Origin of the sequence: Pelagimonas phthalicica (genome assembly GCF_004364805.1) — a bacterium.
Taxonomy (GTDB): Bacteria; Pseudomonadota; Alphaproteobacteria; order Rhodobacterales; family Rhodobacteraceae; genus Pelagimonas; species Pelagimonas phthalicica.
Window position 1 is genome coordinate 1,972,158 of sequence record NZ_SOAP01000001.1, and the last position, 21,436, is coordinate 1,993,593.

The following is a 21,436-nucleotide window of genomic DNA, read 5'->3' on the forward strand; positions in this document are numbered from 1 at the left end:
ATGTCGAATTTTGCAACGATTGCCTCGTTATCTTAGCATCTAGGGATGATATTAAGGTTTTGGGGAATATGAAAAATTGGCATGCGAGTGAAATATGTAAAACCTAGTGAAAATTCAATTTTTTGCTTTCATTATGGTGCTTGATTTTTATTCCCGATCTACCGTTCGTATCTCATTCAAGGTCGCTCCATGAAAAGCTCAAGTCTTCGAAAAACTTGTAGTCATACGGGATTGAACAATTTAATGTAACGCTTTAGCTCACCCGTTGAAGTCGATCAGCTATTGCGCCCTCAACCGCCTTGTTCAAGTGGCCGAGGGTGCGCCTGTCATTGACGGCGGTGTCCCGATCCCGGTTGAGGATTATGCCTATGACGAAGAGGGCAACCGCACCACATCGCACCTCTCAGCGCTCTATTCTTCCAACGATCACAATCAGTTGCTCGAGGATGATGGGTTCACCTATGCCTATGATGATCGCGGCAACCGGGTGTCAAAGACCTCCAAGGCGGATGGATCGGTCGAGAGCTACAGCTATGACAGCCAGAACCGTTTGGTTGGCTATGCGTCGCCCACAACCACCGCGAGCTACGCTTACGATGCACTGGATCGCCGGATTGCCAAGGATGTGGACGGGGCGTCCGAGGCGTTTATCTATGATGGCTCATCGGTGCTGCTGGATTACGCGGATGGTGCGTTTAACACCCGCTGGCAGCATGGCCCCAGCATTGATGAACCGCTGGCCTTTGAGAGGGCCGGGACGGAATATGCGTTGCATTCCGACCATCTTGGCTCGCCGCGCGAAGTGGTTGAGACCGCCACCGGCATCGTCGCCGCGTCCTACCGCTACGCCAGCTTCGGCGCGCGGACGCAGACTGGTCCACTAGCCCAACGCTATGCCTTCACAGGTCGCGAGGAAGACCTTGAAAGCGGCCTCATCTACTACCGCGCCCGGCACTACGATCCGGCCACAGGAACGTTCATCCAGCGTGATCCAATTGGGTTCGCGGGCGGGGATGCGAACCTGTATGCATACGTTGCAAACAATCCCAGCAACTTTACTGATTCTTCCGGGCTGTCCATGAGTTCTGTCGAGCATCGGATCCTGACCGCAGGGGGAGTGGGGTTGATAGGCATTATCTGGTGTATCCAGTATTGCGACGAAGTTGGGGATGCTCTGGGTGGTCTTCCTGATCTATTTGATCTGGGGGGAAGCGGCGGATCTTCCGGGGGAGCTGGCACCTCGTCTCCCTCCCCTGGTCCGGGTAATCAGGGGGGAGGCCAAGGCTTTGCTGACGCTGTTTGGGGAGCCGCCTCGGCTGCAGGCTCCGCGCTCAGCGCGTTTTGGAACAAGATTCAATCTGGGATTGATGAAAGCAAAAGCAATGAAGGCTCGAATGGTACCGGAAGCGGTTCCGGATCAGGTAACGGGGGTACAACAGGAGATACTGGAACCGGAGAGGTAGGGGCCGCCGGAGGTGGTTGCGATCCTGTAGCCGGTTGTGTTGGTGACAACGGAACAACAACGTCCGTTCGGAAAATTGTTAAGGATAACAATCCAGCAAACAAACAGGGGTACAAGCACGTAGTTAGTCGTGGTGTCGAGCGAGGTGTTTGGAGGAATGAGACGATGGCCCAAAATGAGATTGCCCAATTGATTCGGACAGTTCGCACGAATAAAGCTTGGCCTCGCGGAACCTTGCCTGATACTGCGAAAGCCAACCAAGTACTTGTTCCTGCTGGCAACAACGGCTTGATTGTATTTAGAGTAGGATCAAACGGAACGGCACGATTCGTGACGACCCTAATACGGCGGTAAATATGAAACTCAAAAGCGCAACCGAATTGGATTTGGACAAGGATGATCTTGCAGTCTTGATCAATCTCCCCGATGGACAGGGGGAGCAGGTACTTAAGAACATTCGCTTGTCCGAGTGTTCTGACATTTCTTCGTTGAACGAACTTCGGGTTGCACTTCAAAATTCGGGTGAAGATTTTTCAGGTTTGGATATAGTGTTCGATGTTACCGAAACCGGGAGGATAGTCGGCATTGAAGTAATCCGGTAATGGTGTCAGTTTATCTTGTTGCAGTGACGAAAGCCGCGCACCTCGCTGACGTCGACCTCTGGTCGGGACACGCGGTATGGCTATACCAACGGATTGCTCTCATCCCTCAGCCACATGCAGTCCGGTGTGGCCTTGACGGACTTGGCCTATGACTATGGCCCCGATGGCCAGCTGACCGAGATCCGCGATCAGCTTGACCCCAGCAAGTCCAAGACCATCTCTTACGATCACCTCAACCGCCTTGTTCAGGTGGCCGAGGGCGTGCCTGTCATTGACGGCGGTGTCCCGATCCCGGTTGAGGATTACGCCTATGACGAAGAGGGCAATCGCACCACATCGCATCTCTCGGCGCTCTATTCCTCCAACGATCACAACCAGTTGCTAGAGGATGACGGCTTCACCTATGCCTATGATGATCGCGGCAACCGGGTGTCAAAGACCTCCAAGGCGGATGGATCGGTTGAGAGTTACAGCTATGACAGCCAGAACCGGTTGGTTGGCTATGCGTCGCCCACAACCACGGCAAGCTACGCTTACGATGCACTGGACCGCCGTATCGCCAAGGAGGTGGACGGGGCGTCCGAGGCGTTTATCTATGACGGCTCATCGGTGCTGCTGGATTACGCGGATGGTGCGTTTAACACCCGCTGGCAGCACGGCCCGAGCATTGATGAACCGCTTGCTTTTGAGAGGGCCGGGACGGAATATGCGCTGCATTCCGATCATCTTGGCTCGCCACGTGAAGTGGTGGAAGTGGCCACCGGAACCATCGCCGCGTCCTACCGCTACGCCAGCTTCGGCGCGCGGACACAAACTGGCCTGCTGACCCAACGCTATGCGTTCACTGGGCGTGAGGAAGACCTTGAAAGCGGCCTGATCTATTACCGCGCCCGGCACTACGATCCGGCCACAGGAACGTTCATCCAGCGTGATCCAATTGGGTTCGCCGGCGGGGATGCGAACTTGTATGCCTATGTTTGGAACGATCACTTCAATTGGAGTGATCCCAGTGGTTTGCACGCTCGTGCTCCGAAAAGGATGGCGGGAACAGCGACAGTTGCCTGGCTCATCCTAGCCGGTCGAGCCTCAGTTACGATTGTCGGCGGTCTAATTGATGACGTAGCAAACGCGTGTTTAAATTCCCCAGGGTGCAGGGGGGCCGCGATAAGCGGAATCAAAAACGGTGCTGAAGCGGTCCATGAAGCGCTTGGCGTCAAACCGCTACCGGGTTCAGGAGCAGGTTCTGGCAACTCAGGGTCAGCCGCGGGGCTGGGTGGTGCGTCTATTGGGCTGGCCAACGGTGTAGGCGGTAAACTGGCGGAACTGGCCGTTAAAATGGAGCCCGACGACGTCGACGGCGATGGCGATGCCGAATCTGGAGGGGGTGACGGTGATACTGGTGGCGATCAAGGAGGCGGGGATGATGACGAGTGGAGCCAAGATGACCGTTTCGAATGGACTGATCATGCAATAGAAGCAATGATGGATGAAGATATTTCTGAGCTTGAAGTCGAAACGGTGATAGACGACCCACTCGTTGAACTGCCAGGAAGCGGAGAGAATACCATTGAACTTGTCGGAGACAGAGTTACCGTAGTCGTTGACGAAACCAGTAGACTAATCGGAAGAGAACGTATCGTGACTGTTTATCTTACTCGCTAAGCAAAAAATCCGTGTGGGGAACCTTTCTATGCAATTGGACATGTGTCCTGGAGAACTGTTGGATCGACTTATCATTCGTCGGTTTCGCCTCCAATTGTGTGCAGTTTCATCAAGAGAGAGGCGAGAGAAACTTTTGAATGAGGTGGCAGATATTGAGAGGGCAATAAAGGGCTTTGATTTTCCAAATGATTTGGAATGCGCGTTGCAATCCGTGAATGCTAAGCTATGGAATATGGAATGTGACTTCAGTAAGAACGAGCTGAATTTTTCCCAAGAAGTGATTGAGGAGTATATAAGCTTGAAGGTGAAACGTGTACAGATTCGCAGCAAAATTGACTCACACTTCGGGTGTGGAACAAGAGAATATAGGAATTTCGTGAACAAAATTCCTTGTGGGGACTGACCCTAAGTTTATAGCGAGCAAATGTACATGCGGAAAGGCTCGGTTATGATGATGTTCATGATTTGAAAAAATTCGTATGTCGGTGAGAAGGAGGTGGCTCATTTTGATATGTACTATTAAAGAAAAAATGATGTCACTTATTTACTTCGTAAGGGAGGAGAGGGTGTGGTGCGAGTTATCGAAAAAATGTACTAGTGCCGAAGTTGAGGTGATCTAGGAAATGTCTTGGGTGCTGGAAATGGAGTTGAATATTTTCACTCACGGGAAGGACGCATATGAAATTGCAAAACTCCTCCCCTCCACAAACTCTAGAGTTGTGAATAGAGGTGAAAGGCACGCTGTTGGAGGGCTCAATCCGGAATTTGGAATACCTCAGTCTGGGAGCGTCAGATTTACTTCTAGTTGGAATGAAAAAAATCTTTCTGAAGATGTAAATGTCGACTACGAATGTGAATTTTTTTCTCAATTTGAGAATTGCCAGGAAATTCTTAGAGAGTTACGTTTTGACGCGGGTTGTGAGTTTGAGATCGTACTGAAGATAAGTTGTACTGATGAGACGCCAGTACTTCAGTTTGGAAATAAGTTGTCTAGTTTTCTCGCTAGCCATAATGCAACTTTATCAATATTGACCGAGGTGCCCGATTCATAGGGGCAATACATCGCCAAGTTTATTGGAAAGAAAAACTCAAACGACTTTACTCTGACCGACCTTGGTTTTTCGTTTGGTTGGTGCAACCTTTTGAACTACATGGAGGCTGCGGAAGAGAAAACAAACACGGGACAGTTTCAAAGCCTTCAAGAGTTGTAAAGTGCTTCCGGAGTGCTGCCCCAGAACCTGAAAGCTCAAGTATGGCAAGCTTAAAAGTTTGATCGAGATCCGCGATCAGCTTGACCCGAGTAAGTCCAAGACCCTCTCTTACGATCACCTCAATCGCCTTGTTCAGGTGGCCGAGGGTGTGCCTGTCATTGACGGCGGTGTCCCGATCCCGGTTGAGGATTACGCCTATGACGAAGAGGGCAACCGCACCTCTCTGCCTCTTTTTTCCAAACGATCACAAATAGTTGTTCGAAGGTGGTGGGTTTACGTGTGTCTGTGACCGCCTAGACAGTGTTGCGACCGAGGTGGGGGAATCAAATCACTTGAGTGCAGAGAAGTTAAATTCAACCGGTGAATCAGAACCTGGCAAGATCCACAAAGAAAGGGTTGGAAAGACGAAGTGCTCTAACCGCTTGAGGTAAGCCTTCTGTCGTTTTCCAGGCGTCTCGCCACACAGAGTCTACAGGTGAAAAGTAGGAAAATCGGACGCCTTTGAAGCCATCAAGAGTTGCATTGTGAGTGCCGAGCGTTTCCCCGGAATCCAATATTTCAATAAAGGTTATATCCAAAGCCTCAGGACCTGCTGACAACTCGATCCGCAGCGCCGCTGCATTGGGGGCAAAGCCTTTGGTGTTGCGCGTGGTGAAGGCCAGTGATGTTTCGGTTCCTTCTAAGCCAACGGGATACTGGGCAAGGTGTGAGGGGGGGACGGCGCTGGCGATCCAGTTCCTCAGCCGGTTGCGTAGGGCGAGGTCTTGTTGGAGCTCGGGGTTGGTCTGGCTTCGGTCGTGTACGCGGATTGAAAGATCAAGCGCGCCCGCCAGGCCCGCTGCCAGAAGGGCGAGTAAGGCAAGTGAAATGAGTAATTCGAATAGCGACAGTCCAGAACGAGGGGTCATTCTATAACCCTCAGCTCAGAGACGTCTGCCAATGGTTTGCCGTGAGCGCTCAAAACGCGCAGCGAAATTTGGACGGTTTTTCCAGTATGTCCCGAAATATGGAGGGGTTGAATGACCTCCTCGATCTGCCAATCCCCGTGCGGTACAAGGCGTGTGCCGATTTCAAGAGGCTCCTTCAACCCCATTTCAGCAAGATGGGAGAGGGCCGCATCCGTTGCTGCAAATCTTTGATCAACTTGTTGGGTCCGGGAAAGCAGATCAGTCTGTTGCGGCAACAGGCTTGCAAGAACAAGCGACATGATCGCAAAGGCCACCAGCACCTCGAACAAGGAGTATCCGCCACGCCCGCTCATGGCTGGATCACCTGCAAAAGCCCAGTGAGTGGTTTGATTTCAATGTGTTGCACTAGGTTTTTGATGCGAAGGCAGGCCGTGGCGGGCAGGGCTGTTCCATCCGGATAAAACCGGGTCATGGCGTCTGATCCGTCGCATTGTGGGAGTGCGAATGTAACTGTTTTGACATCGTGAATAGCGCGCGTCCGGGCCAGGGCCGCGTCGTTTGCCAGTTGCGCACTGGCCTGGTCCAGGCGCAGTTTCGGGGAGGGCGGGCGCAAAGCCGTGACCGTGATCCCAAGGATCGCCGCCAGGATTGCCAAAGAAACCAGCATTTCCAGCAATGTGAACCCGCTTTGCGGGGAGGGATTAGAAGGCAACATCGTTCAACGTCAAAATGGCCGAGATCGTCGACAAGATAACGCCGCCCACAGAAAGACCGATCACGAGGGTCAAGACGGGCGTTACCAATTTGATCGCCTGATCCAGTGTTCTGCTGCTGCGTTCTGTCATTTCACGAACCAGCTTATCCAACATGGGGCCTAGGCGGTCAGATTCCTCTGCGACCTCAATCATCGCCGCTGCCATAGGATCAATCAATGGGCTTTGTGCCAGCGTCGATGACAGGGATTGACCGGCGACCACCGCCTGTTCTGTGCTAGTTAACAACTGACGGTACGACGGATGGCTTGCGGATTGGCTGGCCATGGCCAAAGCTTGGGGCAGAGGGCTTGCGCTGTTCACCATAAGTGCGAGGGTGCGGCAGGCGTTTAGCGTTTCCGATTGCCGAATAAATGGACCAATTAGGGGGAGGTGCAGGACAAGCGGAGACAGCACCTTTTTAAGCGGCGCTGCGCTGATTTTGGCCAGAACGACCAGAGCCAAACCTGCCGATAAGAAAAGCGACCATTGCGTAATGAGGGCACCGCGCAACTTGATCATTCCCTGCAAGATTGCGGGTGGTTCAGCTGCGTTGGTGGCAAAAACAGGGGTCAGAGTTGGTGCCAGGTAAAAGACCAGCAAGATCATCACCATGAACGACATGGTGATGAGAATTGCGGGATAAAGCAGAGCAGCTTGTAACTCCTTTTTACGTTTGGCTTCGGCCTCCAGTGTCTCTGCGATACGGGCTACGATATCCGTCAGTTTATTCGCTGCTTCACCCGTTTCGATCATGATCAGAAAACGCGGCGTGATGCCGCTGTCAGACAAGGCTTGGGCCAAGGGGCGGCCGTCTTGGATATCTTCCAGAGCTTGTTCCAGATGGCGTTGCATAGCGCGGTCTCTCATGGTGTCTGCGCAAAACCGCAATGCTTTTGGCAGGGAAAAACCAGCCTCTAGTAAGGATGCCAGCGTTTGGAAGAACGATACCTGGGCTTGGGGTTTGAGGCGGATGTTACCAGACAGTGAAAACTCACGTTGCCACCAAGGCAGAGCTTGCCCTCCTTCGGTCAAGGAAATTGGGGACAATCCCTTGGCAGATAATTGGTCAAGCGCGGCGAGATCATTTGCGGCCTGCACTTCGCCGGTCGTCAAAGACCCGGAACTGTCATAAGCGCTGTAGGCGAAACGAGGCATCTAGAAAACCATGATCAAAAACCTAGGATAAGTTGCCGTCGCATTTGCCTTTAGTCAATGATCCGGTGGCCGGTGCTGGGCGCGGCAATACCGCTTTGAACCAGACCGTCGGCCCCTGAAATTCGCCCCCGCAATTCTGCCGTGATAGAATTGCTTTCTGTCCCGTCTCGGATCACGCGCGGCGTGATCAGGACCAAAAGCTCGGTCTTGCCCACCGTATCCTTGCGCGACCGGAACAGGGCCCCGATTCCGGGCGTGTCCCCGAGGCCGGGCACCTTGCTATTGGTCTTGTTCCGGCTCTCTTCGATCAACCCGCCAAGGGCAATAGTTTGCCCATCCAACACCACCACATTGGTTTCGATTTTGCGGGTCGAGATTGTGGGACTGTCAATGCCTGACGTGGTTGTGTTTGAAACGCTGGACACCTCTTGTTCGATATCAAGGATCACCTGGCCAGAACTTGAGACGCGTGGTTTGACGGACAGGATGATGCCCGTATCGCGGAAAGAGATCGTGTTGACCACAGGTGCATTTGCATCCGACGTCTCGCGGACCTGCTGGGTGGCAATCGGGACTTCGTCGCCGATTTGCAGCTTGGCCTCTTGGTTGTCGAGCACCAAAAGCGATGGCGATGACACGACATTCACGTCGGTGACCGAAGCCAGTGCATTCAGCGCAACCCCGGCTGATGGTCCTTGGAAAAGCAAGGAGAGGCCAGGGAAGGTTGAGGCGACAGCGCCGTTGGCTGCATCTGAGAAAGTGGTTTTGAAATTGCCGTTTTCAAAAAACCAGCGCAGGCCGAAGTTCAATTCGTCGTTCAAGGATACTTCGGCAATCGTCGCCTCAAGCAAAACCTGAACCGGAACGGTGTCCAAAGTCTGGATCAACCGAGAAAAGCTTTCTTGTTCAGGGTCATTTCCCCAAACGATGATGGCATTCTTTGTGTCATCGGCGACGATACGAGGTGTGCCCTCGACAGGGCTGTCTTCCTCCGACGCAATATTATCCAGCATCTGGCTCAGGATGGGGGCAAGATCTTCGGCGCTGCGATGCTGAAGGTTGTAGACTGCCGGTCTGCGTTTGGCCCCACCAGCGGTGCGGTCCAGATCTCGGATCCAACGTTCGGCATCCCCGAGGTATTTCTGACGGGCGCTGACCACGATAACTGCTGAGAGCCGTTTAGATGGAATAAACGTCACCAAGTTTTGCAGGCTGCCGCCATCGCCGGTCTCAAAGATCAGGTTGAGCTCTTCGACCACCGCCTCGGGTTCGGCGGCTTTGAGGCGGAACAGGCCGACCGATTTACCCTTGAGGACGTCCACGTCAAACAGGTTCACAGCTTCGATCGCGGCGTTGATTTCTTCCCGGGTGCCGGAAATCAGGACGATGCCCCGTTTGGGTATGGGTTGCAGGCGCACGGTCTGGCCGACAATGGGTTCCAACAAGCGCAACATTTCGGTTGTTCCGATATAGCGTAACGGAACAGCCACCACGCGGGAACCGACACCCTGGGGGTCACCAACCCGCGAAATCCGTTTTGCCGCCCCTTCGCGGGGCACAATGGTGATCAGATCCCCGGACACCTGCAATGCCGCTCCGTTCAGTTCAAGGATCGTTCGAAAGGTGCTGAACAGGTCCTTTTCCGACAAAGGACGGGTGGTTTGCAGGGTGACAGTGCCATCAACATTCGGCTTGATCGTATAGTTTTTTTGCAAAGCATCGCCCAAAACAGCCTTGGCCGCTTGCGCAATGGGGACATCAATCAGGTTGAGCGTAAACGCCCCGTCTTCTGAAACTTCGACAAGGTCCTTGGGCTTACCCGTGGGATAAGACAGAAACTTGTCATCCCCCAAAACCCGCCGTTCGGGGGCTGGCCCACCCAACGCGGTTCGTAAGTCGTGCGCATAAGATCCCCTTGCCCCATTAGGATTGTCTTGATTGGCGAGTAGGGGGGCGTCTCGCCGTGTGACCTCTTGGTCATCACAAGCTGCAAGGTTCAGAAATGCGATTGCGACAGCCAACTTCAAAACAATGCGAAAAATGGATTGGAAAGACATCACTGATACATCTCTATGCGAATGGTTTGCGTTTTGAGGCGGAGCTCTAGAGCATCAGCAAAAATGTCTGATATCTGCCAACCGCCTAAGGTTTCTTTTTGTGTCACCCAAATCGGGTTTCCGCCCGCATGTGAAATAAGCGCCGTATTTCCTTGCGCTGTCCCCATGACACCCAACAGTCGGACCTCTGGCGGCGTGGCCAAAATGGGTTTGGGGGCTGGTGCGGATGTTGGTGCAGGTTCGGCCGTTTTGACGGTATCCAGACTTACCGCTCTCCGCGTGGGGGCGAAGATCGGTCTTTGAGTGACTGCAGAATAGAAAACGTCGGATTTTTGCGGCCGGTTCTCGGGTTTGGTTTGCTGCGCTGCAGCCGGAAATACATCTGTCTCAACAGACAGTGGTCCCAAATCAGGTTGCGATTGCACCACACCATTCGCCCAGACAGCGACGCCCGCTGCGGTCGAAGCTAGGGCGCAGGTGCCGCAAAGAGAGAGTAGACGCGACATCATTTGTCGCTCTCCCGGTTGTCGAGTCTTATCGGCGCGGCGAGATCGATCTGAGCAAAGACCAATGGCTGGGGATGCTTGTGGCCAGGCTTGTTCAGTCGGCGGAGCACAGCACGATCCACAACAAGTGCGGGGGAGCTATACTCGATGTCTTGGAGAAAGCCGGTTAATTGGTCCAATGATGCTTCGAACTCGATCCGAAACCCCGTGGCTTCCTGCAAAGACAGACCGCTTTCTTTTGCTGGCGTCACAGCTCGTAGACTAACACCGTGATCCTTTGCGAGTTTAGAGATCTCGCTTTGGATTAGGGCCGTGACGGCTCCGGCTTCTTTTGCCGCCCAAATTAGTGTTAACTCACCCGTTTCGCCAAATTGGGAGTGATCTCTTTTCAAGGCGGCCAGCGACCCCTCGAGCTTTTGCAATTCAGAGCGCATTTCCTCACGCTTTGACAAAGCTGTGTCGCGCCAATTGTACAACCCTTGGCCAACTGAAAGCCAAATCAGGGCGAAAAACCCGACCAACAGCGCCAATGCAAGTAAAAGGGATGAGAGGCGAGAAAGGATATTCATTTCCCTGCCCCCAAATCCAACGTGATTTGAAATCGTTCTGCCCCCGAGGGTGTCTTTGAAACCGGACCGGACAAACGAGGGTTAGACAAGCCGCGCCTTTCGCCCAAATCAAGAACCAGTTGAGCCGCTGATCCGCTGCTCTCACCATTCAATATGATGCGCTCAGGCTGGAACTGTAACGAGCTTATCCAGACTTCATCGGGCAAGGAAACGGTCACATGTCGCAGGTTGTCGACCAGTAGAGGTCGTTTCAGAATCGTATCAAGGAACATGGCGCGTTCCTGATCTCTCTGACGCAGGCCTTCCACCTTAACCCGCAAACTTATCGCCTCTTGGCGTAGAAGATCGCGCCGATGTTTCAGCGCTTCAGTTTGCTGTTGGGCATGCCAGGCTGGATATAACCAACCAATGAAACCTGCGCCTAAAATGCAGATAAAAAGTGCTGCGTTGACCGTACGGATGCGGTTCGATGACGGGGCTATTTCGTTGGTAAAATCAGCGATGGGTGATGAATTCCCTAACACGAACAAACGCCGTAATTTCATGCCATTGGCCAGCAAGGCCTTGCGCCAGGTTTCTGCCTCGTGGCGCAGGACAACCCACTGAGACGCGGTCAGTTGCTCATCCTCGATTTGAGGGGGGGCGAGCTGCGCATAAACATCCGTGGGGCCGAATGGCGTGCGCTGCCTCAGATCAAGCATTGAAAGTGCATGAAGGCGTCGCCATGCCGTTCGCGGGGCAGAAATTTTTCTTTCCAGAACAAGCGAGATTGGAACATGTAGGTCAACGACCATCTTATGTGGGCGGGAAGGCGGGGCTTCTTGACCATTTAACAAAGCAATGGAAACCTGTCGCTTTCCTGCTTTGCCTTCAACAGCTACGATCTTTGTTGCAAGGGGCAAACCCCAGAACATGGCGGCAAGCCAATCCGGTGCCAGCACGGAGAGCCGTGCAGCCAAAGCTGCGCCGATGCGTGAGGGTGTTCGCCCGTTCATAATCCTGCCCTATCGGATGTTTCTCCGATTTTCTCACAACCTAAGCGAATTGACTTTTCAATGATAGAGGTGAAGTGCATGCGGTTTGAATTGGCTGCAAGGTGTGTGAAATGAACAGCAAAGACTTTCTAAATCATTTTGAAATAGCAGGAAGGGTTGGCGCAGCGGCTCGGCAGCGCGTAGAACAGCACGCCTCTTGAGAAGACCTTGCTAAAATTTGGCTTGACTGCTGAGTACGAGCTGTTTGCCGAGTTTGCGAAATTCTTGCGATAAACAATTCTACAGGCAGCAGACTTCGGCGTGACTTTGGCCTCAAGTCTGTCATTTCCGGTCGGTTTCCTACGGCCCGCAAGCGTTTTTCTTCAGCGGGACATCAGAATGAAACGGCCCGGCTTTGCCGGAAACCGTTGAGTCCCTATTATAAGTTGCCATATTTGTCTAACATCAACGCTCTTTCGTATACCTATTCTGCTTTGATTGGTGTGATGCATGCAAGTTGCTCAAGAAGGCGCTTCATGATGAATGCATGCCCTCTAACTTTTGAGCATGCTGCCTAATGCTTCTAACAACTTCCAAGCTACAAAGTCCTGTCTAAGGGCCTTTTCCTGAACAGTAATTCCACCCGAAACCGCCTGATAGATGTAGGTCTCATAGGCATGTCTGCGACGCGAGCCGATTGGCCATGGTCCCGGCACCCAATCCCAATACCCTCAATTGTATGTGCCCGGAACGGTACCGCCATTCGGGTGGATATCGGCAATAGCGGTCATTTTCTAAAACAGTCTCATCGACACAACGCTGGCAGAACGAGCCACATAACCGAGATGAGGAGTGACGCAATGCAGACGATCAACGCCGCCGACATCCTGCGCCACAAACCGCCGTTCCGATTTGTTGAACAGGTGATTTTGACATCAGAAAATCGGGCTATGGCGCTGGTTCCAGCGAACCCGCCCGCCACCAAATGGGCCGCCTGCCCAGAGTTGAGCGTGCTTCCCGTGGAATATGCTGCCCAGGTCATGGGGGTGCTGATCCGGAGCCGATTGGGTGACACATCTGCCAGCGGCGTTTTGGCAGGCATCACCGAATTTGCTTGGGATTTCATGGCCGAAAGTCTTCAGAGTGTTGAATTGCGGCACAGTGGAACGCGTGGGGCATTTCATGACTTCAAGGCTGAATTTCTGAACAGAAATGGCATCGTTTGTGCCCAAATGGCCGGGTTTGTGCATTTGTCACCGGGGGACGGCCATCGCACACCGGTGCATGTCGACGTGCCCGAAGACGCGCCAATCTATGACGTCACCGACTACCAGCGAGATGGCGACCAGATCATGATGTCGGTTTCCATGCGGTGTGACTGCCCTGTCTATGCAGGCCACTTTCCAGACGCTCCTTTGACCCCCGGCGTTCTGATTGCCGAAATGATGCTTGAGGCGGCCAGCCATAACCGTCCGGGCATGGGGCTGCGTCGCCTGAACGACCTTGTCTTTAAATCTCCGCTTCTTCCGGGGGATGTTGCCGAGCTGAAGCTCAAAGAGCACGCCCCCAATCGCTTTTCCGCCACGCTGTTGCGCGGTGGGAAAAGGCTGGCTCGCGCAAAACTGGAACTCGATCACGTGCCAGCCGCCGCTTCTTCCCTCTCCTCTGACCTCATTTCTTCATAAGGAAACCCAACCATGAACACCTCTGCATTTGCTCCTGAAGTTGCCGAAAAGATCCGCAACGTCGTGATCTTTGAAGGCCTCGAACTCGAAGAGCTTGGCATTGAACTGGAAGAAATCGAACTGGACACGATGCTGTTCGAAGAAACCGGGCTGGATCTGGATTCGGTGGATGCGCTCGAGGTTCTGGCCGGTGTGCAGCGCGAATTTGGCGTGACCTTCCCGGAAATCGACAGCGATTTCATTGCCTCCAATGCGTCGACCGTCCGCCAACTGGCGACAACCGTGTCTCTGCATCTCGAAGCAAGCGCCGCCGCCTAACGCAATTTGCCACCTTCAATCACGGGACATAGTGAATGATCTTCTTTGAAAACCTCAACCATCCCCTGGCGCGAAGCGTGGCAGATGCTTGCGCCGCGCAAGGCGACGACATCTTTGATGTCTCGGCCAGCAGCGGTGGCTTGTCCGAAGCCATCGCCGCCAATGGCGCTCCGCGTGCTCTGGTTCTCACTCCCCCAGAGCGCTGCGAAGCCCAAGCCATGCGCGACGCTTTTTACGACCCAGCCAAGGCGCTGGAATTCGGAAAACAGGTTCATGCAGATGCGATGCAGTTCCTGATCAACTGTCGTCTGGCCACGCAGGCCATGATGACGGAAAAAACGGGTCACGTCTTGTTCCTGGGCATTGATGATGTGGCTGCGCGGCTGGTTGGCCTGCCGGAAAACCCGATTGCCAATCAGTTGCGGGTGTCGGCCTTGAAATCCTTGGCCAAGGAATATGGCCGCATGGGCATCAAATACAACGCCATCCTGTCCCAGCCGTCCAAGGAAACGGTTGATCCGAAAACATGGCGTAGCCAACGCGACCAGCTCAAGGTCTATACGATGCGTTTCTCCCCCAATGAGACCCGCGAATATGCCGATTTCTGCGCGCAGGCCGTGCAAGGGTCGCTGCCGCTGAATGGTGGTCTGCTGTGCCTGGGCAAAGGTGTGATGGAGATGGCGGCATGAGCTATTCAAAGATCGCTTTGATCACTGGGGCGACCCGCGGCATTGGCCGTGCCATCGCCCATAAATATGCTGATGAGGGGTGCCGCCTTGTGGTGGTCTATCGCTCGAACCAGCAAACCGCTGATGAAACCAAGGCCGAGCTTGAGGCAAAAGGTGCCGAAGTCTTGATGCTGCAGGCGGATCTGTCTGATGCCGAGGCCTGCGCCCGTGTCGTTGCTGCGGCCAAGGACCGGTTCGGTGGGATTGATACGCTGATCAACAATGCTGGCGGAGCCTATGACGGTGCCTTTGCGGCGATGAACCCTGAGGAATATGCCGGTCTGATTCAGTGCAATCTGGTTGCTCCGATGTTGTTGACCATCGCCGCCAAAGACGAGCTGATCGCCTCGGCCAAGGCTGGACGTGGCGGTGAAGTCGTGATGATGGCGTCGATGGCAGGTGTCACCGGCAAAGAGGGGCAGGTGCCCTATTCCACCACCAAGGGCGGATTGATGGGGGCGACCCGTTTGCTGGCCCGCGAATTGGGGCCTGAGGGTGTGCGTGTGAACGCCCTGGCTCCGGGCTTTATCCGCACCGAAATGGTCGAAATCCTCGAACCAAAAATGTACGAGCATGTGCTGTCTGCCTCGGCCTCTCCGCGCATGGGTGAACCGTATGAAGTGGCGGATGCCGCGTGGTTCCTGGGCTCTTCCAACTCTTCTTACCTGAATGGCGTCATCCAACGGATTGACGGCGGGTTCCTGCGCTAAAGGGTTATCATGAAACACATTTCTACGGCTTATGAGGCTGCGCCCGTGGTGCGCGGCATGGGTGTCTATTGCCCGCTGGGGACCAATTGCACCGAATTGGAAACGGCGCTGCTGGAACAGCGCGACAGTATTGGAACAGTGACCAGCTTTGACGCGTCACGCTTTTTGTCAGATCAGGCCTCGGCCTTTGGCAAGGATGTCGAGATTGATCTGGAGGCAGGCGAAGCGGATTGGATGGACCGGGCGACCCTGTTCACCATCGCCGCCTATCGTGAAGCGTTGGAACAATCCGGTCTGAACCTGAGCGAGGTTGATCCGGGCCGGATCGCGGTCTGCCTTGGCTCTTCGCATTCGGGCCTGGTGCGCACCGAAGACGTGGCGCGCGGCGTGATCGACGATGCCATCGACACAATGGACCCCAAGGTCATCTCGGCCACGCTGGTATCCCACTGCACCGCAGTGATCAAACGCCTGTCCGGTGCACGGGGTCGGGTGCTGACAATCTCCTCGGCCTGCGCCAGCTCGAATTCAGCCATCGGCGTTGCAGCGGATATGATCCGCAAAGGCGAGGCTGATGTAGTGATTGCTGGCGGGGCTGATACGGTTTCGCTGTCGGTCATGGCGGGTTTCAACGCCTTGCGGGCGCTGGCCGCGGAAAAATCCGCTCCCTTTGGGCAAGATATCGGCCTGTCCATTGGCGAAGGGGCCGGGATTGTGATCCTGACGCGGGGCGACATGCCGGGCGCACAAGATCACGGTCGCATCCTGGGATATGGGTTGTCAGGTGATGCACACCACGCGACAGCCCCCGATCAAGACGGTGCAGGGGCGGCAAATGCCATTGTTGCTGCTCTGAAGGATGCCGCGGTCGAGGCTGCCGAGGTCGGCTATGTCAACGCCCATGGCACCGGGACTGAGGCCAATGATGGTGCTGAAAGCCGCGCCATTGCCAAGCTCTTCGGGGACAGCGTGCCAGTCAGCTCGACCAAGGGGTATTACGGGCACACGCTGGGTGCTTCCGGTGTGATCGAAACGATTTCCTCGATCCTGATGGCCAAACACGGCAAGGCCCCGGCCAATCTGCGTATCGAAACACTGCGCGATGGTGTCGAGCCGCTGAATTTTGCCAAATCGGACAGCGCCGCCGGGCCGGATACGACCCTGCTGGTGAACAATTTTGGCTTTGGTGGCAATAACTCTTCGCTCTTGGTCCGGGTCGGCCATGAGGCTGCCGAAAGCGTGCTGCCCGCGTCCAATGTCGACGAGATCGTGATCACCGGTGCCGGAGCCTGTAGCGCTGCCGGTTTGGGCCGTGAGGTGTTTGAAAGAACCTTGCTGACCAATGAGCCAATTGCCGAAACTGGTGCCAGCGGGTTTGCAACGGCCAAGGTCGGGCCGCTCAAATTCAAAACCCCGGATCTGAAACCATTTGCCCGCACCTCGCCCACAACCAAGCACGCCTTGGTCGCGTTGAAAGAGGCGATGGGTGACGACGCTGAGATCTATGCAGAAAACCAGCGCTCTGGCCTGATCGGTGGTGCGGTTTTCGGGGCGCAGAAACCAACCGAGAAATTCATGGAATCGGTGTTTCAGGGCGATCCGGCTTTGGCCAACGCCCACTATTTCCCGATGATCACCATGAATGCCACGGGCGGTGCGACCTCTCTGGCTTATCAGATCAAAGGCTATACCACGACCGTGTGCGGATCGGCGGCGGCTTTGGCCTATGCGGCGGATCTGGCGGCTGTGGATCGTCAGGATCGGGTGGCTGTTGTCGCCGGTGATGAAATGACCGAGCGGTTGGAGCGCATCTATCACCGCACCGGCGTTGTGTCGCATCCAGAGGCTCCGCGCGCAGGTCGCGCTGACGCGTTGGGTGAATTTGGCGGGGCCATCACTTTGGAACGGCGCGGGGCGGCCGAGGCACGTGGCGCTCAGGTTCTTGCACGCCTGAAAGGGTGGGCGACCCGCCAGGATCCAGTCGACTTGTCGGTCGAAAAATCTGGTGAAGCGCTGATCCGCGCACAAAAGGCAGCATTGGAACAGGCGGGCAAATCGGCTGACCAAATCACCCGCATCGTGCTGCTGGACAAGGGGTTGGCTCCGACGGCCCGTGCAACGGCGAATGCCTTGAAAGCGACCTTTGGCGCTGACGTGCCCCCGGCGATCCGCCCGGCGGATGTCTTTGGCTATGCGCCGTCATCCGGGCCACTGATGACCGTCATCGCCGGTCTCTTGCCTGAAAAGGGCGTCACTCTGGCCACGGGCTATGATGTGATCGGCGAGGCCTTTGCCTTTGTTCTGGAAGGCGGTGCCGCATGACGATCGTTGCACGCAACGCCTTTCCGGTCACCCAATATCGCGTGATTTTCGGCGATACGGATGCGGGGGGGATTGTTTATCATCCCCGCTACCTGGAGCTGGCCGAACGGGGCCGGAACGAGATCATGCGCCATTTGGGGCTGGATGTCGGGCATCTCTTTGCCAAGGAAAACTACGGTCTCGCCCTGCGCAGTTGTGAGATGAAGTTCCACACGCCGGCGCTGTTTGACGATCTGCTGACCATCCAATCGAGCCTGGGCAAGCTGAAGGCCGCCAGCTCGACCTGGATCACCAAGATCAAACGAGGCCCGGTCGAGATCTGCACCGTCACCGCCGAAATCATCTGCATGGATCGGATCAGGCATCAGCCCGCTTTGTTCCCTGCCCATGTCATGGCTGCCTTTCAGGCGGCTGACACCATCAAAACCAACCCCGTCGCAGAGGTGACATCATGAAATTGCTGGAAGGAAAAACCGCCCTGGTGACCGGGGCGTCGCGCGGAATTGGTCGCGCGGTCGCGGTCGAGTTTGCCAAACAAGGGGCAAATCTGGTCGTGAACGCCTCGCGCGCGTCGGCGGAAATGGATGAAACGGTTGAGCTGATCAAAGACGCTGGTGCGCAGGTCATCACCTCAATCGGGTCCGTCGATCAAGAAGAGAGTGCCCGCGCCATGGTGGGGGCCGCGGTCGAGACTTTTGGCAGTCTCGACATTCTGGTCAACAACGCTGGCATCACCCGCGACAAACCCTTGATGATGATGAAGGAAGAGGATTTCGACGACGTCATCTCGGTCAACCTGCGCGGCACGTATCAATGTTCCCGCGAAGCGGCGCGGCAGATGATGAAGCAACGCTCGGGCCGCATCATTCAGGTCAGCTCGATCTCGGCCCTGTCCGGGCGTCCGGGGCAGTGCAACTATGCAGCTTCCAAATCCGCGCTGGTCGGCTTTACCAAATCCCTGGCGCGTGAATTGGGCAAATTCAACGTTCTGGTCAACGCGCTTTATGTCGGCGTGATCGACACCGATTTGACCAAGAAAATGCCCGCAGCGGCAAAGAAAACCATCACGGCCAATATTCCCTTGGGCCGTGTTGGCACACCGGAAGAAGTCGCAGGTCCCTGCGTCTTCCTCGGCTCGGACCTGTCCACATTCGTGAACGGCACAACCATCAACATCTCTGGCGGAGGCTATGTATGACCCCCTTGACCCTTGAACAGGCGCGCGCGCAAGCATCCGCGCGTCAGGAAACCACCCTGAAACTCAAAGAGGCGCTGATTGACTGTCTCGCGCTGGAAAAAGAACCGGCGGATATCCCCGATGATTGCCTGCTGTTTGGCGTCGGTCTGGGTTTGGACAGCGTCGATGCACTGGAAATCGTTGTGGCTATCGAAAGCGAATTCGGCCTGCGGGTCGAAGACGAACACATGAAGGAAATCCGTTCCATCAACTCCATCGTCGATCTGGTGATCTCGGGCGGTGAACTGCAAGCAGAGGTGGCGTAAATGTCCGTAGCTTATGATAAAATCCGTAACCGTGCTGGTCTGGTCGACCTGGAAAACTGGGTGCGTTTCGAAGTGACCGGCTCTGACGCTGTGGATGCGCTGGACAGTGTTGTCGGCGGCAATGTGCTGGACCTGTTCGAAGGCAAGGCCATGAACACTCTGATCCCGTCGCTGGATGGCGGCGTGCAGGCGATCCTTTGGCTGATTGCGACTGAAACCGGTTTCCTGGTGGTCGCAGAACCAGAAGAGGCCGCGCCAGTGGCTGAGGTGCTGGGCGAACTGGCAGAGAGCTTTGACATCGCCGTCACCAATCAGGCTGACACTCAGTTCCACATGGTTTTGACCGGCCCCGAAGCCGAGGCCATGGCCGAAGCGGCGCTGGGTGATGACATCCCGTCCATCGCTTTCCTGAACGCTTTTGATTTGCCTTCTGGTGTGACAGCGGCGCGGATCGGGTTCTTTGGCGAATATGAATTGCACCTGTTTGGCGCAAGCGAGGCCAAGGCCGAGACGATGGCGGCCCTGACCGCTGAAGGTGGCGAGGAAATCATCACCGATCAAAGCGCCTTTCCGGTCATGATGGCCGAAATGCGAATCCTGAATCGCGCACGCGACATCGCCGACGAAGCTTCGGTCTTTGACGCTGGCCTGCAATGGATGATCGATTTCCAAAAGGACAATCTGCGCGGGGCGGATGCTTTGAATGCGCGTCGTGACGAAGCCAGCCGCAGTTGCGTGCTGATGGTTGTTGACGGCGATGCCGCCACGGGTGCCTTGGACGTTGACGGAGAAACTGTCGGCGAGATCCGGTCTGCCTATGCCTCTGAGACGCTAGGCAAGACCGTCGCACTGGCCTATATCGACGCGGACCTTGCGGTGCCTGGTCTGGTTCTGGGCAGCTCGTTCGGCGTGGCGGAAACTGTGTCGGCCCCGGCCTTCTTGTCGAAATCGGTCACCAACGCATTGGGTCAGGCGGCCTGATCATGACGCAGGTTTCCGACGATACCACATTCAACGACGGCCCGTTTCTGCGGGCCGCCACAAGGCTGATGCTGATTGGCCTCGCCGTTATGGTGCTGGCTCTGATGAGCCTGTATTTCGCTCCGATGGAGCTGGCACCCTTCGTATCGTTGGGCCTGTATGCCATGCTTTTTCTGTTGGAGCGTCGCCACGGGGTTCTGTCCCCCGTCACGGCTCTGATGACCGGCTTTTACGCCATCCTGTCGGGCGCGCGCCTTTATGCGCCCGATATCGCCTGGTCTGCCTACGCGGCCCCGGCGGTGTATTTCCTGCTGGCGGCCTTGGTCTGGGGCCTGCTGTTGGCGAAACGCCCCTTTACCATGGTTTACAGCCGGGGCGTCGGCTATGCGCCGCTGCACAACTATATGTCGATCATGTGGGGCAGCCTGCATGTGCTGGCCGGTTGCGCAGCGTTCTTCCTGATGCCCAATCTGGCCTTTCTGATTGTACCGATGGTGCTGATGATTGCTGGGGCGGTTGGCACGCTGCTGTTGAACTTTGTCACCATGGGTCCGGCGCATGGTCGTCAGAAAACCCACCAAATGGGCAAATTCACCTTTCGTCAGGTGCAGACACCCGCAGATCACGATCTGTTCTACGCCACCATCGCTGAAGCTTATCGCGCCGATCTGCAACGCGCCGCCGGGCCGCGCCGCAAGATCGACAAAGCCCAGATTGAGGCAGAGCACCGTGCTTCGGATGCCAAGCGCGACGGACATTCTATTCCGTTCCTGGTCTTTGACGGCGACAATGCGGTGGGCGGGATCTGTATGTTCCTGGATCACAAATCCCTAGGCCTGCCGGTGGAACACGAGGCCCAGTTCAGCGCTGATGATTACCGCAAACGCGGTGGCGTGGTCGAGATGGGGCGTTTGGGTGTGATGCAGCGCTACCGTCTGGAGCGTGGGTTGCTGACCGGTCTGTTCAAATGCGTGATCGAGGCCGCCGCAGAACAGCGTGTGCACACGATCCTCAACGACAGCTTTACCTGGCAGATCAAGCTCTATTCCAAAATCGGTTTCGCGCCGATCACCGATGCCCCTTACGCCTGCGAAGACAGCTCAACCGGGTATGGCCTGTCGGCACAGCCTCTCGCCCTGGATCTTGCCCGTATGGTTCGGCTCGATCAGCAAAACACCACAGGCAGCGAAGTGCGCGACATGCTGAACGACTATGTGATCGAGCGCTTTTTCAAGCTGTTGGCCGTGCAGGAGATTTTACATCTACGCCCGGCCGAGCCGCAGCCAAAACCCTATGCGCATGAGGTGGTTCATGCAGCCGAATAACTC

General features: G+C 55.4%; 23 protein-coding genes. 15 read left to right on the plus strand and 8 right to left on the minus strand.

The features are described 5' to 3' along the window. Positions 1-265: 265 nt before the first annotated feature. The 5 genes from CLV87_RS09550 to CLV87_RS09570 all read left to right on the plus strand — a co-directional run bounded on the left by CLV87_RS09550 (position 266) and on the right by CLV87_RS09570 (position 5,226). Entirely contained in the window at positions 266-1,816 is a 1,551-nt protein-coding gene (locus tag CLV87_RS09550) for an RHS repeat domain-containing protein (RefSeq protein WP_099241618.1), read from the plus strand. 2 nt (positions 1,817-1,818) lie between these two features. After that, complete coding sequence (locus CLV87_RS09555; RefSeq protein ID WP_099241617.1) at positions 1,819-2,064, plus strand: hypothetical protein; 246 nt, start codon at positions 1,819-1,821, stop codon at positions 2,062-2,064. A 126-nt stretch (positions 2,065-2,190) separates the two neighbouring features. Continuing rightward, entirely contained in the window at positions 2,191-3,726 is a 1,536-nt protein-coding gene (locus CLV87_RS09560; RefSeq protein WP_176556002.1) for an RHS repeat domain-containing protein, read from the plus strand. A gap of 623 nt (positions 3,727-4,349) precedes the next feature. Next, positions 4,350-4,778, plus strand: coding sequence for a hypothetical protein (locus CLV87_RS09565; RefSeq protein ID WP_133840737.1), 429 nt, complete (start codon positions 4,350-4,352; stop codon positions 4,776-4,778). A gap of 217 nt (positions 4,779-4,995) precedes the next feature. Then, a complete protein-coding gene (locus CLV87_RS09570; RefSeq protein WP_133840738.1) occupies positions 4,996-5,226 on the plus strand; it encodes a hypothetical protein in 231 nt (76 codons plus the stop codon). A 76-nt stretch (positions 5,227-5,302) separates the two neighbouring features. Here CLV87_RS09570 and CLV87_RS09575 read toward each other — a convergent pair whose 3' ends face one another. The 8 genes from CLV87_RS09575 to CLV87_RS09610 all read right to left on the minus strand — a co-directional run bounded on the left by CLV87_RS09575 (position 5,303) and on the right by CLV87_RS09610 (position 11,882). Next, positions 5,303-5,845: a prepilin-type N-terminal cleavage/methylation domain-containing protein gene (locus CLV87_RS09575; RefSeq protein ID WP_099241611.1), complete on the minus strand. Its 543-nt coding sequence runs from the start codon at positions 5,843-5,845 to the stop codon at positions 5,303-5,305. After that, positions 5,842-6,198, minus strand: coding sequence for a type IV pilus modification PilV family protein (locus CLV87_RS09580; RefSeq protein ID WP_099241609.1), 357 nt, complete (start codon positions 6,196-6,198; stop codon positions 5,842-5,844). The genes CLV87_RS09575 and CLV87_RS09580 overlap by 4 nt, the downstream gene beginning before the upstream one ends. Then, complete coding sequence (locus CLV87_RS09585) at positions 6,195-6,560, minus strand: pilus assembly FimT family protein (protein WP_099241608.1); 366 nt, start codon at positions 6,558-6,560, stop codon at positions 6,195-6,197. The genes CLV87_RS09580 and CLV87_RS09585 overlap by 4 nt, the downstream gene beginning before the upstream one ends. After that, on the minus strand, positions 6,547-7,632 hold the full coding sequence (locus CLV87_RS09590; protein ID WP_176556001.1) for a type II secretion system F family protein: 1,086 nt from the start codon (positions 7,630-7,632) through the stop codon (positions 6,547-6,549). The genes CLV87_RS09585 and CLV87_RS09590 overlap by 14 nt, the downstream gene beginning before the upstream one ends. 173 nt (positions 7,633-7,805) lie before the next feature. Next, complete coding sequence (gene gspD, locus CLV87_RS09595) at positions 7,806-9,638, minus strand: type II secretion system secretin GspD (protein WP_166652708.1); 1,833 nt, start codon at positions 9,636-9,638, stop codon at positions 7,806-7,808. Between the two features lie 173 nt (positions 9,639-9,811). After that, positions 9,812-10,321: a hypothetical protein gene (locus CLV87_RS09600; protein WP_133840739.1), complete on the minus strand. Its 510-nt coding sequence runs from the start codon at positions 10,319-10,321 to the stop codon at positions 9,812-9,814. Continuing rightward, positions 10,318-10,887, minus strand: coding sequence for a type II secretion system protein GspM (gene gspM, locus CLV87_RS09605; RefSeq protein WP_099241602.1), 570 nt, complete (start codon positions 10,885-10,887; stop codon positions 10,318-10,320). Before gspM ends, CLV87_RS09600 begins: the two co-directional genes overlap by 4 nt. Then, positions 10,884-11,882: a PilN domain-containing protein gene (locus CLV87_RS09610; RefSeq protein WP_133840740.1), complete on the minus strand. Its 999-nt coding sequence runs from the start codon at positions 11,880-11,882 to the stop codon at positions 10,884-10,886. The genes gspM and CLV87_RS09610 overlap by 4 nt, the downstream gene beginning before the upstream one ends. Before the next feature lie 839 nt (positions 11,883-12,721). Between CLV87_RS09610 and CLV87_RS09615 the strand changes: the two genes are divergently transcribed. From CLV87_RS09615 to CLV87_RS09660, 10 genes are read left to right on the plus strand one after another with little or no spacing between them, the layout of a single operon-like run. Beyond that, a complete protein-coding gene (locus CLV87_RS09615) occupies positions 12,722-13,546 on the plus strand; it encodes a hypothetical protein (protein ID WP_099241598.1) in 825 nt (274 codons plus the stop codon). A gap of 12 nt (positions 13,547-13,558) precedes the next feature. Next, entirely contained in the window at positions 13,559-13,864 is a 306-nt protein-coding gene (locus tag CLV87_RS09620; RefSeq protein ID WP_099241596.1) for an acyl carrier protein, read from the plus strand. A 35-nt stretch (positions 13,865-13,899) separates the two neighbouring features. Continuing rightward, positions 13,900-14,553: a hypothetical protein gene (locus CLV87_RS09625; RefSeq protein WP_099241595.1), complete on the plus strand. Its 654-nt coding sequence runs from the start codon at positions 13,900-13,902 to the stop codon at positions 14,551-14,553. After that, on the plus strand, positions 14,550-15,302 hold the full coding sequence (locus tag CLV87_RS09630; RefSeq protein WP_099241593.1) for an SDR family NAD(P)-dependent oxidoreductase: 753 nt from the start codon (positions 14,550-14,552) through the stop codon (positions 15,300-15,302). The genes CLV87_RS09625 and CLV87_RS09630 overlap by 4 nt, the downstream gene beginning before the upstream one ends. Before the next feature lie 9 nt (positions 15,303-15,311). Then, a complete protein-coding gene (locus CLV87_RS09635) occupies positions 15,312-17,624 on the plus strand; it encodes a beta-ketoacyl-[acyl-carrier-protein] synthase family protein (RefSeq protein WP_099241591.1) in 2,313 nt (770 codons plus the stop codon). Then, the gene (locus CLV87_RS09640) at positions 17,621-18,079 is read left to right on the plus strand and encodes a YbgC/FadM family acyl-CoA thioesterase (protein WP_099241589.1); all 459 of its coding nucleotides are present in this window, start codon (positions 17,621-17,623) and stop codon (positions 18,077-18,079) included. Before CLV87_RS09635 ends, CLV87_RS09640 begins: the two co-directional genes overlap by 4 nt. Further along, positions 18,076-18,822 (plus strand): 3-oxoacyl-ACP reductase family protein, encoded by a 747-nt coding sequence (locus CLV87_RS09645; RefSeq protein WP_099241588.1) that lies wholly within the window; start codon positions 18,076-18,078, stop codon positions 18,820-18,822. The genes CLV87_RS09640 and CLV87_RS09645 overlap by 4 nt, the downstream gene beginning before the upstream one ends. After that, a complete protein-coding gene (locus CLV87_RS09650; RefSeq protein ID WP_099241586.1) occupies positions 18,819-19,127 on the plus strand; it encodes an acyl carrier protein in 309 nt (102 codons plus the stop codon). The genes CLV87_RS09645 and CLV87_RS09650 overlap by 4 nt, the downstream gene beginning before the upstream one ends. Next, positions 19,128-20,108, plus strand: coding sequence for a glycine cleavage T C-terminal barrel domain-containing protein (locus CLV87_RS09655; RefSeq protein ID WP_099241584.1), 981 nt, complete (start codon positions 19,128-19,130; stop codon positions 20,106-20,108). A 2-nt stretch (positions 20,109-20,110) separates the two neighbouring features. Further along, on the plus strand, positions 20,111-21,433 hold the full coding sequence (locus tag CLV87_RS09660) for a hypothetical protein (RefSeq protein WP_099241582.1): 1,323 nt from the start codon (positions 20,111-20,113) through the stop codon (positions 21,431-21,433). Positions 21,434-21,436: the final 3 nt, after the last annotated feature.

Coding starts and splice junctions, on each gene's coding strand:
- CLV87_RS09580 (WP_099241609.1), bottom strand. CDS start 6,198: ATGAGCGGGCGTGGCGGATACTCCTTGTTCGAGGTGCTGGTGGCCTTT.
- CLV87_RS09635 (WP_099241591.1), top strand. CDS start 15,312: ATGAAACACATTTCTACGGCTTATGAGGCTGCGCCCGTGGTGCGCGGC.
- CLV87_RS09555 (WP_099241617.1), top strand. CDS start 1,819: ATGAAACTCAAAAGCGCAACCGAATTGGATTTGGACAAGGATGATCTT.
- CLV87_RS09645 (WP_099241588.1), top strand. CDS start 18,076: ATGAAATTGCTGGAAGGAAAAACCGCCCTGGTGACCGGGGCGTCGCGC.
- CLV87_RS09565 (WP_133840737.1), top strand. CDS start 4,350: ATGTCTTGGGTGCTGGAAATGGAGTTGAATATTTTCACTCACGGGAAG.
- CLV87_RS09575 (WP_099241611.1), bottom strand. CDS start 5,845: ATGACCCCTCGTTCTGGACTGTCGCTATTCGAATTACTCATTTCACTT.
- CLV87_RS09630 (WP_099241593.1), top strand. CDS start 14,550: ATGAGCTATTCAAAGATCGCTTTGATCACTGGGGCGACCCGCGGCATT.
- CLV87_RS09660 (WP_099241582.1), top strand. CDS start 20,111: ATGACGCAGGTTTCCGACGATACCACATTCAACGACGGCCCGTTTCTG.
- CLV87_RS09585 (WP_099241608.1), bottom strand. CDS start 6,560: ATGTTGCCTTCTAATCCCTCCCCGCAAAGCGGGTTCACATTGCTGGAA.
- CLV87_RS09655 (WP_099241584.1), top strand. CDS start 19,128: ATGTCCGTAGCTTATGATAAAATCCGTAACCGTGCTGGTCTGGTCGAC.
- CLV87_RS09615 (WP_099241598.1), top strand. CDS start 12,722: ATGCAGACGATCAACGCCGCCGACATCCTGCGCCACAAACCGCCGTTC.
- CLV87_RS09625 (WP_099241595.1), top strand. CDS start 13,900: ATGATCTTCTTTGAAAACCTCAACCATCCCCTGGCGCGAAGCGTGGCA.
- CLV87_RS09640 (WP_099241589.1), top strand. CDS start 17,621: ATGACGATCGTTGCACGCAACGCCTTTCCGGTCACCCAATATCGCGTG.
- CLV87_RS09620 (WP_099241596.1), top strand. CDS start 13,559: ATGAACACCTCTGCATTTGCTCCTGAAGTTGCCGAAAAGATCCGCAAC.
- CLV87_RS09610 (WP_133840740.1), bottom strand. CDS start 11,882: ATGAACGGGCGAACACCCTCACGCATCGGCGCAGCTTTGGCTGCACGG.
- CLV87_RS09650 (WP_099241586.1), top strand. CDS start 18,819: ATGACCCCCTTGACCCTTGAACAGGCGCGCGCGCAAGCATCCGCGCGT.
- CLV87_RS09600 (WP_133840739.1), bottom strand. CDS start 10,321: ATGATGTCGCGTCTACTCTCTCTTTGCGGCACCTGCGCCCTAGCTTCG.
- gspM (WP_099241602.1), bottom strand. CDS start 10,887: ATGAATATCCTTTCTCGCCTCTCATCCCTTTTACTTGCATTGGCGCTG.